Consider the following 12,167-nt stretch of genomic DNA (forward strand, 5'->3'; position numbering starts at 1 on the left):
GTTTGTTAAAATGTATTGTATGAGGTGAGGTTGTGTTAAATATTGGAGCTAAAATAAAAGAACTTCGAAAAGAGCGGAAAATGACACTTGCACAAGTAGCAGGGGACCGAATTACAAAAGGGATGCTAAGCTTAATTGAAAATGGGAAAGCCCAACCGTCCATGGAAAGTCTGCAACATATTGCAAAGCAGCTAAATATTGACGTGTCAGAGCTTATGCAAACAGAGAATCATCACCAAATTAAAGAACTTTATCAGGATGTTGAAAAAAAGCGCTTAGCTCTTTTTAAAGAATATAATGAAAAGAAATTTAACGAAAAAGTAATCGAATTGTATGATACGATTTTGCCATTTGTTGATAATGGCAGTTTAAAGGGGACGACCTTTGAGGAAGTTCGTATTTATGATGCTTATTTATCAATGCGATACCATGCAAAGATAGATTTATCTGAAAAGCCTTTTGTAAAATTGGTACAAATGTATGAACAAGTACATGCTTATTCAAAAATTTTAACGATATTTGATCGAATGGCAGGTATTAAGTTTTTGGACCGGAATTATATGGAAGCTCTTCACTATTTATTTGAAGGGGAGAAGTATATTGATAAATACGGGGATTTAATTGATGACATAGAAAAATTAGATTTATACTATAATATAACGGTGATGTCTGCAGCGATAAATGATGATGCGCAGGTTGAGCACTATATTGAAAAGGCCTTTATTCTTTCTAAAGAGAAAAAAATCTTTTACCGGTTAAATGAATTTTACCGATTTTTATTTTTTATTCACTGTTCAAAAGAAGAAGGAGAAAAGGCATTTTATTATTTGAAAAAGATGCGCGCCTTTGTCGAGATCATGGAAGAGCCAGCTGAGACCGTGATGGAGCAGATTCTTACGCTGACCTATACAAATCAAATTGAAAAGGATTATGAAAAAACAATCGCAACCCGATTCGAACGAGTTGATATACTAGAAGACATTTATTATGATGCAGATTTCTTCTTTAATGGGGAATACGCGTATGCTAATTACATGCTCGGTCGTTATAAAGAAGCATTAACTTATTTAAAGGATATCAAAATTCTTGGTAGGAATCAGCATCCTATCGATTTGGCTATTATGTATCGTTCGTTTGCAGTGCGTGCGCTGTGCCAATTTATGCTTGGTGACAAGGAAAATGCAAAACGTGATATTTTATACGCAACGGATGGTGTAAAGGATTTTAAAATAACGAAAGAAATTCAATTTATACTTGATGCGCATAAAACAATAATGGAATAGAACAAGGAGGCTACCTGAAATTCGATTTCGGACAGCCTTCTTTTTTCGTTTTCAAGTCTCTATAAGTGAAGGGTGCTCACCATCCGAGGTTTTATTAGAATATTTAACTCTGATATTAGAAACTTTGGTCTGGATATTAGCACATTTCTGAGTGATATTTGAACATTTCAGCAGTTTATTAGCACTTCGCACAAGTTTATTAGAAAACAGAAAATATATTAGCACTTTTCAGCAGCTGATAATCAAGTGCAGAAATCTTTTATAATTATAAACCCTCCACTTAAACACCAGCCAAAAATATGTTGATATACTAGATGGCACTGTGTGAAAAATGGGGGTATTGCTAATGAAAGAAAAAGAACTGCCGTATTTTAATGATACATTATCCAGCTTAAAAAAAGCTTACCAAAAGTTAAATAATGAAGTAAAGGTACAAGATAAAAGCTATAAAGATTTACAAAAATATATGATTGATTATAAAAGTGAACTTGATAAATTTGAAGTGTACGACTATCAACAAACATTGAGCATGATTGATAAGCAAGGTTATGCTCAAGTTATGGAGCTCGAGCAAGTAAAGAAGCTAATTTATTCACCATATTTTGGACGCTTTGACTTTGTATATGAAGGGGAGTCCTTAGAAGATGCCGAACCGTTTTATATTGGACGATATGGTTTTAGGGATGAAGAAGGAACGAATTTAATTTATGATTGGCGCGCACCGGTTTGCAATATGTACTATGAGTTTGAACTAGGACTAGCATACTATGAAGCAATGGAGCGACGTTTTGATGGGAATATAATAAATAAACGTCAAATCAAAATTGAAAACTCACAAATTCAGTATGTAATCGACAGCTCATTAACAATTCAAGATGAAGTATTACAGCAAACGTTAAATGAGCAGGCAAACGACAAGATGAAAACAATTGTCACTTCTATCCAGCGTGAGCAGAACAAAATTGTCCGTAACGAATCGGCCTATAACATGATTATTCAAGGGGTTGCTGGTTCAGGGAAAACGGCTGTTGCTCTTCACCGTATCGCCTATTATTTATATAAGTACCGCGATACATTAAGAGCAGAACGAATATTTATCTTGTCACCGAATAAAGTGTTTGGTGACTATATTTCTTCTGTCTTACCAGAGCTTGGCGAACAGCCGATTCGCTCATTTACGATTGATGAGTTAACGGTGAATTTATTACCTGCAGCAGTAACTTTTACACCTTTTGAAACTGAAATGAAGGAAATACTATCAAACCCGACTGGACCATTAGCACAGCGGGCAAAGCAAAAAGCCAATTATGCATTTGTTAAGCGACTTCAGAATTTTTTATCGGATTTAAATAGCAGGCTCTTAAAAAATGAAGCAATTTCCATTGCTGATGTTATATTTGAAGCCGACTATTTACAGCAGCGCTTCAATCAGTATCGCAATGAGCCCGTTGTTACGAGGATTGAGTTAATGGTCGATGATATTATTCAAGTGTTAAAGTCTAAAAGAGGCGGGGAAGGAAAGTTACCAAGTAAAAGTGAAATTAAAAATCGATTAACAAAACGACTTTTGTATAAAAATCCATTTGAAATTTATAAAGTGTTTATTAAAGCATTAGACGAAAACGCATTTAAGTTTGCCAAGAAAAACTTTGAATTTAATGATGTATATCCTTATCTTTATGTTCAGCTTTATTTTAAAGGGATCAAAACATACGAATTAGTACAGCATTTCGTATTGGATGAAATGCAAGATTATACCCCGATTCAATATGCGGTGTTGGCTAAGGTCTTTGAATGTAAGCGAACAATTATTGGCGACTTTAGCCAGGCGTTACTCCCATACGAAACAATTTCAAAAGAAGCATTTCAGGAGATACTACCAAAATTAGAGTATGTGGAACTGACAACAACGTATCGTTCTTCCTATGAGATTGGCATGTATGCGAAAAAATTTATGCGTACCGGGGAACTTGATCCGATTGCAAGACATGGAAAAGAGCCAGAGGAAATCATCTATCGTTCAATTGATGACATGATGGGGATTTTGCAGGAAAAGCTAACAAATCATTGGAGAACAACAGCGATTATTTGCAAAACAGAGGCGGATTTACAATTTATAAAAGAACGGATGACCGTGCCATTTTATATTTTGGATGGGCATACAGAGAAGTTTGAAACAGGTGTCCTTTTAACGACGATTCAGTATGCGAAAGGTCTGGAATTTGATTATGTTATTGTGCCATTGGTCGATGCCGGGCGATATGCAACGGACTTTGACCAAGGACTTTTATATATTGCGACTACAAGAGCAATGCATGAATTAACGATGCTAATAGATCATTCTAATCCTTCAAAATTGCTGAGAAGCGATAGAGCTTAGGGGAAATTTAGTATATAGCCTTAAATTGAAACTTTTTATATGGAAAATACGTATAAAAAAGTAAAAATTAGGTGGTGTGATTAATGAAGAAGAGTGTTTCATTTTTTAGTTTAATAATTATGTGTGTATTACTAGCTGTTGGATGTTCAGAAGAAAATAACTATGCATCAGATTTAGATGCTCATGAAAGGGATCTAGACGGCTATTTTTTTGATAGTGGACGATATCAACTATATTTTAAAGACGATAAAATGATGATTATTGGTAGAGAAATTGGAAAAGATAAAAAAAGTGTACTTGATGAAATTTATTTAAATAAAGGTGTAGAACTTGGTGGTACGGTAATGGAAGAGTATGAGAATGTAGAAGTGACAACAAATGACAATAAATTTACGATAATAGTGGATGATTTTACACTAGAATTTACAAAATTTAAAGACCATATAATAGTCGATTCTGAAAACATGGAATATATTCGAAATAAATTAGAAATTTAGCAATGATAACTGAAAACACATACTTATAAATATAAGTCAAATTGTCGACAAAAGGTCTCCAGAGATCTTTTGTCTTTTTATTAAATTTAACTAGATGCTTAGCAGGAACAAGTTTTTTACTCATCCTATTTCAAGTTGTTCAGGTTCATTGATTTGATTACTAGTCATCGTAGATATTGTATCTCACTATATTTAAAGTGATTAATAAGTTGATTGGAGTGGAGGGACCGTGACTCCACCGGGAAAAGCACGCGCGGAAGATCCACTAAATTGTGCCTGCCGTTGTAGGCACAATTTAGTTAGCTGGAGCCGTGCCCGGGGAAAGCATCGGTCCCGGAATGGAAATCAACGGTTCAATGTTAATTTAATTTTTAAACAAACACTATTTAAGAATTTGCTACAGTCTGAAATATAAGTTATATATGTATCTTAAAACAGCACCTTGATTCAGTTTTGATTCAAGATGCTGTTTTTTTGCTTTTAAAATGCGCGTCAAGTTTGTAACTGATCCAGTATGTGAATAATGCTGCACACATCCTTCATCGCTTGTTTTAAATTGAGCTCTAACTCATCGGTAACATGATAAAACTCATTTTTAAATTTAGGTGTGTTTAAAAGCGTATGAATATCAGCCCCGTGTTCCAGTGCTTCAATTTCCTGAAATAAGTGGAGAATACTCGTTAATGAAAAGTGAGCACTTCGAAGTGTTCGAATAATGAGCAGCTTTTGTACATCTTCTTCCGTGTATTGTCGGCGGTTTTGTGTATCGCGATTCACTTTGAATAAGCCGTTGCGCTCCCAATTCCGAATCGTTTCTTCGGTTAACTGAAGATGATTTGCCACCATTTTATGTGTAAAAATTAAGGGAGAGCTAGTATTACTTTGCATAATATTAGTAGAAATTTGAATAGCCTTTTTAGCGTAATCATACTCTGACTGTAAAAACTGGAGATAAGTAAGTGCTGCTTTCCGACTTTCCTTAAAATTGCCTTGTCCACTAAGCCGTACAATGTTTGTCGCCATTTTGCGTAAATTATTTTGAATAAATTCCTGATTGAATGCCAGCCGGGCAATATACATTTGCTTCAAATGTATTTCAGTATAGATTCTATAGCCATTTTGTTTTCTAAAAACAGGAGATATATAGCCCCACTTTTCATACAGTCGCACGGTATTAGGGTGAACATTCGCTTTTTTTGCAATTTCATTTGTTAACATGCTATAACTTCCTTCTGTGTAATCAAAATTCTCTTCCTTTATTTTATCAAATAATAATGATAATGATATGATTAGTGTAAGCGGTAAATAGAACTTATACCGGTAAAAAGGGTTGAAATTAGAGGGGCTTAAAATATGATTTCAAGAGAAAAATTGGAAGCAAATCAAGTGTTCCTATATTTATTTATTTTAGTTGTTGCCATAACATTTGGACTAACCGCTCCAAATATAGCAACTCAGTTAGATAGTACGATTTTTATTATTATTGACATATTAATGTATAGTATGTTTTCGCAAATTCCGTTTCATTCTTTGAAGGGGTCATTATTAAACCGGCGATTTATGCTTGCGCTTTGTATTGTAAATTACATAGCCGTGCCAATCGTTGTGTGGTTGTTATCTCAATTAGTACCAGATTATCCACCGCTATTATTAGGTCTGTACCTAGTTTTGTTAACGCCGTGCATTGATTATGTGATTGTTTTTACAGCGATTGGCCGAGGAAATGAAAAAGCAATTTTAACTGCGACACCGTTTCTTTTCATTTCACAAATGCTTCTTTTACCTTTATACTTATGGTTATTTATAGGAAGGGAAGCAACTAGTCTAGTAGAAGTTACACCATTTGCTGAAGCATTTTTCGGGTTAATTATGCTGCCGTTAATAGTAGCGGTTGCCATTCAGAAATGGGGGTATAGCGCGAAAGTTGGTAGTAGGTTAATTCATTTGTCAGGATGGTTACCCGTGCCTTTTATGGCCATAACGCTTTTCGTTGTTGTTGCTTCACAAATTAGTAAGCTATCGGGCTAATTTTACTGGATTGGAAAAGTGATCCCAATTTATATCGCGTTTATGATTATTATGCCGTTTATTTCGAAAATAGTTGGAAAATGGATGGACTTGGATGTGCCGACTACCCGTGCGTTAATTTTTAGCGGATCTACACGTAATTCACTAGTTGTATTACCATTAGCTTTTGCATTGCCAAACGAAGTAAGCATACTAGTCGCTGCAATCATAATTACTCAAACCATTGTTGAAATAGTTGGCGAACTAATTTATATAAAAGTTATCCCGAATGTGGTAATGCCGGATTAAAAACAGTCTTTTACTTAAAAGTATAGAAAGTTCGACCACTTTTAAATGTGTGTAGTATAATCGCATATAAGATGTATGATAAAAAGGATAAGGGGTTCAAAAAGATGAAAATTGAAGAATGGTTAAATAATGAAACATCATTAATTGCTACTAAGCTTATTGAATATAACAAAAAACATATAGAAATAGAAAAATCTATTGGCTTTACTGGACGAGATAAAATCCATGAAATTTTAGATAATTTTTATGAGATTTTTTTCCCGGCTATTAATAACCAAGGTGTTGTAGATGAAGCACGTACTTTAATGAGTGTAAATAATAGTTTGCGAAAATCAGCTTTAGATTTACGGGACATTATTGAGACAGTGCTAATTTACCAAAACTTTGATAATTGTGATGGTCAATGCCGGGAGAAAGCTGATCGAGTAGTTATGAATTTAATCGATTCTTTCCCAGTTATTCGCGAGACGATTCAAACAGATATTCAGGCTGCCTATAACGGAGATCCGGCCGCTACATCAACAGAAGAAATTATGCTGAGCTATCCATCTGTACGGGCCGTTTTTATTCACCGTATCGCACATGAAATTTACAAAATGAATGTTACCATTGTTCCACGAATAATGTCTGAATATGCGCATCAGTTAACGGGAATTGATATTCATCCAGGCGCAACAATTGGGCATTCGTTTTTCATTGATCATGGAACAGGGGTTGTTATTGGAGAAACGTGCACAATCGGTAATAACGTGAAGATTTATCAAGGGGTTACATTGGGTGCATTAAGTTTTCCTATGGATGAGAACGGTAACCCGATTAAAGGGATTAAACGTCATCCAAACATTGAGGATAATGTCGTAATTTATGCCGGTGCAACGATATTAGGCGGAAAAACGACTATTGGCCATGACACGGTTTTAGGAAGTAATATATGGATGACTCATTCTGTACCACCATATTCACGTGTATACAATTCTCAGCCATCGCCAAACATTAGTAACAGTAAAAAAGTAGCGATAGAGTACGAAATTTAATAGTAAAAAACAACGAGCTGAAAAACGAGTTCGTATATAGTAATTAGAGACACAATTCGCATATGAATTTGTGTCTTTCTTTTTGTTGTTATATTAACTTTTATAATTAAATCAAACTAGATTTAACATAACTTTTAATACCCTTTTTAGCAAGAACGCATAAATACAGGTGCTAATTGGATTACGCCTTTAAATTTAACGGAACCATGAAAACACCTGCACTGCCATTGGAAATTAAAGGTTGGTTTGAGAATGTTCTATAATTAGTACAATAAAGTGGATTTTTAAAAGAAGGAAGGTGCGTTCAAGATGGAACAATTTATTTTAAATGGGCAAATTGTGAATGTAGATATTCAGAAAACAAAAGCATTATATAAGGAACTTCCTCTAGTTTCTGAAAAAGAACATTGTGGCTGTTCAGATTGTGCTTTCTATGCTAAATCAATTGTTCATACAACTCCAGCAATTCAACAGTTTTTTAAACAGTTTGGCATTGACCCGAGGAAAGAAGCCGAAGTATGGCGAGCTTGTGAAAATAATGACGGTACCTATTATTATGTAGCAGATTATCATTTTATTGGCGAAATCCCCAATGTTAGAGAATTAGATTGGATTGACATAGAGGGTGCGTCATTCGGTTTAACAAATCATACTGGGAGTTTGCCTTCATCAATGATTCCAGAAACGTTCACCCCACCTATTATTGAGATGATTGTAAAAATTAATTTACGTTCTGATATTTAGTTATTCAAAGAGTGTCATACTTATATAGAGGTATACGAAACATTCCGAAACAATGCTTTTGGTGCGTTTTTCAATGAAACCATAAATAGTTCTACTTCTATTCAAAACTTTTATAAATTGGTAAAGTAAGTTAAAACTATTTGGTGTAGAGGTAGGTGTTTAGAACATTGGAAATTATTATCACTATAGGGGTTGTCATTATAGCCATTTCTTGTTTATCTATTGATGCAAAATTAAGAGAAAATGGTAAACGTGATAAAGAAATTATTGCTTTACTCAAAGAAATAAATCAAAAAAAATAAAGACATTCATTAAATAGTATCCTTAATCAATGTTTAATGATTTATGAGAATACAAAAAGAATCTAATTAATGTTCCCAAATGAAGTTTGATAGCACTTAAAACAGTGTTTGTCGCTGTTTTTTTAAGTAAATAACACTCTGAGACGTTGTGAGAAATTAGGACTGTTCGATTCACTTCCTGAATGGCTGTAACGTATAAATAGACTCTTAAAGAAATGGATTTTCATGGTAAAATAAGTAAACGAGGTGTTCAAATGAAACAAGGCTCTTTTAAAAAAGCAGTAAACGCATTTACCGTGATAGCAATTTTCATTACTGTTATTTGGATAATTTCCGGAAAATCTAACTCCTATTCAAAACCTCAAGAAGCTATATTTGCTGTTGAAAATGATTTAGTGTTAATTCCAGCTTATAAAATAAATAGAAATGCACTTTTCTTTTTCATAAAAGACAAGAATAATCTAGGAGCTACATATGTACGAAAAGGGCTTTTCGGATGGAAAGCAGAGTTTCTTTCATGGAGTCCTATGGATTATGAAAGAAATTATGAAAATTTAAACGGTTACCAAGGACATGGTGAAAATCTAATTTTCGGATTAATTAAAGATAGTGATGACTTATTGATTCAACTTGGTGATAAAAGTGCTAAAATCTTAAATTTAGAAATGTTACCTACTGAAGTTGTTGAAGAATATCAATTAGCAGGATTATACATTTGGTACTTTGAAATCGATACTGCTTTAGAAGAAGGTAAAATCAGACTAATTAATAACACGACCGAGGAAGTGATAGAGGAAATTGATTTATAGCATATAAAAACAAACCTAAAAAATATTCCCGAATGCAAGTTTGGCAAAAAGCGAAAAGGGCAGAAATGTTGTTACTAAAAGTCAATATTGACAATGGTTTGAGCGTATTTTGGGGAATGTTGCGTCATTGTTTTTCTTGCATAAAATCATGTATATCCTTATCGTTGTAAATCTGTATTTTTCAAAGTAATTCCAATTAGAGTTAAATGTTTTATTAAAAAACGCTCAGAAATAATCTGAGCGTTCAGACTGTAGACAAACTCGAAGAAATTCGAGTTTGCCTACAGTCTTTTTTGTTTTAAAATAAATTTAAATGATGAAAACCGTTGATTTCCATTCCAGGGGACGCGTTTCGCGGGCGGGTGCCAATCCTCCTCGTCGCTACGCTCCTGCGGTGTATCGGCAGTCCCGCTATTCCCGCAGAAGTCGCCCCTTCCATTCCAATCAACTTGATCTATTCTTTCTAATATAGTTTATCTAAATCAAAGAGGTGTCCCGATATGATGACTAAAAACCAAATGAATGAACGTAATCAATTAGAAATGTTGACGATTGAACAACTTGTCCCAGAAAATCATCTCGTACGTAAATTAGAGGCAGCCATTGACTTTTCGTTTGTATATCCATTAGTTGAAAACTTATATTCACCTTTCGGTAGACCAAGTATTGATCCTGTTGTCTTATTTAAAATGACAATGATTCAATACGTTTTTGGTATTCGTTCGATGCGTCAAACGATTAAGGAAATTGAAACGAATGTAGCGTATCGCTGGTTTTTAGGCTTCGGTTTTCATACAGAAGTGCCTCACTTCTCAACGTTTGGCAAAAATTATACACGGCGTTTTGAGGATACAGATGTATTTGAACAGATTTTCTATCGCATCTTGAAAGAAATTGTGGATGCGGGTTTATTATCAGCTGACCATATCTTTATTGATTCTACGCATGTTAAGGCAAGTGCGAATAAACGAAAATTTGATAAGAAGATGGTTCGAAAAGAGACACGTGCTTATGAAGAAAAGCTACAAGAAGAGTTAAACATAGACCGTGAAAAGAACGGGAAAAAGCCGTTTCCACCGGAGAAGTTTGAAAAGGAAGAATGGAAAGAAATCAAAGAGAGCACAACGGACCCTGAAAGTGGTTACTATGTGAAGGACGAACGGACAAAACAATTTGCCTATTCATTTCATGCAGCGACAGATGAACGTGGCTTTGTATTAGGTACGATTGTGACACCGGGCAATATCCATGATAGTCATATGCTGCAACCGCTTGTTGAAAAGGTCATTCATCGTGTGAAAAAGCCTGTGGCTGTTGCTGCGGATGCGGCTTATAAAACACCTGCGATTACGAACTTTTTATTAGAAAATCAAATGTTGCCTGTTCTTCCTTATACAAGACCGAAAACGAAAGATGGCTTCTTCCGTAAACATGAGTATGTCTATGATGAGCACTATAATTGCTATATTTGCCCGAATGACCAGATGTTGCGCTATACAACGACGACGAAAGAAGGCTATCGCCAATACAAATCGAATCCAGCGGTTTGTGCAGATTGCCCATTTCTAGCACAATGTACGGAAAGTAAAAATCATACGAAAATGATTCAGCGACATATTTGGGCAGATTATCTAGAAGAAGCCGAACATCTTCGTCATCATCATGAAATTAAATCCATTTATGCAAAACGAAAAGAGACGGTTGAGCGTGTCTTTGCGGATGCGAAAGAGAAGCATGGTATGCGATGGACAACGCTAAGAGGCCTTAAAAAATTGTCCATGCAGGCGATGCTTACTTTTGCTGCCATGAACTTGAAGAAACTTGCCACATGGACTTGGCAAGGAGCTTAGATGAGGGCATCTTCCCTCGAAGAGGAGCCCTTTTACAGAACTTCGGAGCCTAATTTGATAAAAGAAATGACAAAAGGCATCGAGAGACGAGCTCTCGATGCCTTTTGTCGACAACCTGAACGCTCAGAAATAATCTGAGCGTTTTTAATCGCTATTTATATAGAGAGTTTACTGTCTAAATATATGCTAATTAGCGTGTCCTTTACATTGTTTTAATATTTTTATCCCCATCAACCAAACCCGTTACGAGATGAAGGACATTACTTTTGTTCGTTGTATTTTTGTTTAAACATTTAAATCAAGAAAATACGTATACATACTGTGAACACTATTTTTGTTCGCCGCAAGCTCCCTACAAAATTGAACGTCCTTCATTTTGGTCCGATGAAATGGTGAACTGGTTAAATTTTGAGAGACCAAAAAAGCTGTATCCGAACGATTGGATAGGTCTGAATCCTGACATTATAGAAGGACGATTAATTGGTGGGAATAATAATGCAATGTATGGCTTTATTGGTACACCCTACTTTCCTAAAATTAAACACGGTGATATCCTGCTGATTGAGGATACAATCAAACACCCTTCCGTTATCGAAAAAAATATCGCGATGCTGAAATTACATGGCATTTTAGACCTTGTAGGTGGCATCATACTCGGAAAACATGAGCAATACGATGATGCTGGTACCGGCAAGCAACCTTTAGACTTTTTATTGGAACAATTGGATGGGAGAAAAATTCCGGTTTTAGCGGATGTGGACTGTTCACATACGCATCCAATGTTTCCATTAGCGATTGGTAAGAAAGTTCAACTTAATACAATTGAAAAATCCATTACATGTATTGAAGATTGGTTTTAACCACGATAAGGTTCCCAAACGACGGTTTGGGAACTTGTTTTAAATGCATAATTTTTACGTTATAATTAAAATAAACATTTCATCTTCCTGCC

At 35.0% G+C, this 12,167-nt stretch carries 10 protein-coding genes and 1 pseudogene; 10 read left to right on the forward strand and 1 reads right to left on the reverse strand.

What is annotated here, in order from left to right; all coding sequences use genetic code 11:
* Positions 1-32 precede the first annotated feature (32 nt).
* The 3 genes from MKY13_RS06755 (at position 33) to MKY13_RS06765 (ending at position 4,160) form a co-directional block, all read left to right on the forward strand.
* Complete coding sequence (locus MKY13_RS06755) at positions 33-1,283, forward strand: helix-turn-helix transcriptional regulator (RefSeq protein ID WP_339215919.1); 1,251 nt, start codon at positions 33-35, stop codon at positions 1,281-1,283.
* A gap of 346 nt (positions 1,284-1,629) precedes the next feature.
* Complete coding sequence (locus MKY13_RS06760) at positions 1,630-3,663, forward strand: ATP-binding domain-containing protein (RefSeq protein ID WP_339215921.1); 2,034 nt, start codon at positions 1,630-1,632, stop codon at positions 3,661-3,663.
* Between the two features lie 83 nt (positions 3,664-3,746).
* The gene (locus MKY13_RS06765; protein WP_339215923.1) at positions 3,747-4,160 is read left to right on the forward strand and encodes a protein-disulfide isomerase; all 414 of its coding nucleotides are present in this window, start codon (positions 3,747-3,749) and stop codon (positions 4,158-4,160) included.
* Positions 4,161-4,652: 492 nt separating this feature from the next.
* Here MKY13_RS06765 and MKY13_RS06770 read toward each other — a convergent pair whose 3' ends face one another.
* Positions 4,653-5,378, reverse strand: coding sequence for a MerR family transcriptional regulator (locus MKY13_RS06770; RefSeq protein WP_339215925.1), 726 nt, complete (start codon positions 5,376-5,378; stop codon positions 4,653-4,655).
* A gap of 135 nt (positions 5,379-5,513) precedes the next feature.
* Between MKY13_RS06770 and MKY13_RS06775 the strand changes: the two are divergent.
* From MKY13_RS06775 to MKY13_RS06805, 7 genes and pseudogenes are all read left to right on the forward strand, one after another.
* Positions 5,514-6,476: pseudogene (locus MKY13_RS06775) on the forward strand (arsenic resistance protein).
* Between the two features lie 104 nt (positions 6,477-6,580).
* Entirely contained in the window at positions 6,581-7,510 is a 930-nt protein-coding gene (epsC, locus tag MKY13_RS06780; RefSeq protein ID WP_191699316.1) for a serine O-acetyltransferase EpsC, read from the forward strand.
* A gap of 309 nt (positions 7,511-7,819) precedes the next feature.
* On the forward strand, positions 7,820-8,254 hold the full coding sequence (locus MKY13_RS06785) for a hypothetical protein (RefSeq protein WP_339215927.1): 435 nt from the start codon (positions 7,820-7,822) through the stop codon (positions 8,252-8,254).
* Between the two features lie 167 nt (positions 8,255-8,421).
* On the forward strand, positions 8,422-8,556 hold the full coding sequence (locus tag MKY13_RS06790; RefSeq protein WP_339215929.1) for a hypothetical protein: 135 nt from the start codon (positions 8,422-8,424) through the stop codon (positions 8,554-8,556).
* Positions 8,557-8,771: 215 nt separating this feature from the next.
* Entirely contained in the window at positions 8,772-9,365 is a 594-nt protein-coding gene (locus MKY13_RS06795) for an aspartyl-tRNA synthetase (RefSeq protein WP_339215931.1), read from the forward strand.
* Positions 9,366-9,865: 500 nt separating this feature from the next.
* The gene (locus MKY13_RS06800) at positions 9,866-11,215 is read left to right on the forward strand and encodes an IS1182 family transposase (RefSeq protein ID WP_191701905.1); all 1,350 of its coding nucleotides are present in this window, start codon (positions 9,866-9,868) and stop codon (positions 11,213-11,215) included.
* A gap of 266 nt (positions 11,216-11,481) precedes the next feature.
* On the forward strand, positions 11,482-12,075 hold the full coding sequence (locus tag MKY13_RS06805) for a hypothetical protein (protein ID WP_339215933.1): 594 nt from the start codon (positions 11,482-11,484) through the stop codon (positions 12,073-12,075).
* The last annotated feature ends 92 nt before the right edge of the window (positions 12,076-12,167 follow it).

It is taken from the genome of Solibacillus sp. FSL W8-0372, assembly GCF_037969735.1.
Taxonomy (GTDB): Bacteria; Bacillota; Bacilli; order Bacillales_A; family Planococcaceae; genus Solibacillus; species Solibacillus faecavium.

What these genes read in the sequence shown, in the direction of transcription:
- MKY13_RS06785 (WP_339215927.1), top strand. Translation starts at nt 7,820, where the DNA reads ATGGAACAATTTATTTTAAATGGGCAAATTGTGAATGTAGATATTCAG.
- MKY13_RS06800 (WP_191701905.1), top strand. Translation starts at nt 9,866, where the DNA reads ATGATGACTAAAAACCAAATGAATGAACGTAATCAATTAGAAATGTTG.
- MKY13_RS06770 (WP_339215925.1), bottom strand. Translation starts at nt 5,378, where the DNA reads ATGTTAACAAATGAAATTGCAAAAAAAGCGAATGTTCACCCTAATACC.
- epsC (WP_191699316.1), top strand. Translation starts at nt 6,581, where the DNA reads ATGAAAATTGAAGAATGGTTAAATAATGAAACATCATTAATTGCTACT.
- MKY13_RS06795 (WP_339215931.1), top strand. Translation starts at nt 8,772, where the DNA reads ATGGATTTTCATGGTAAAATAAGTAAACGAGGTGTTCAAATGAAACAA.
- MKY13_RS06765 (WP_339215923.1), top strand. Translation starts at nt 3,747, where the DNA reads ATGAAGAAGAGTGTTTCATTTTTTAGTTTAATAATTATGTGTGTATTA.
- MKY13_RS06760 (WP_339215921.1), top strand. Translation starts at nt 1,630, where the DNA reads ATGAAAGAAAAAGAACTGCCGTATTTTAATGATACATTATCCAGCTTA.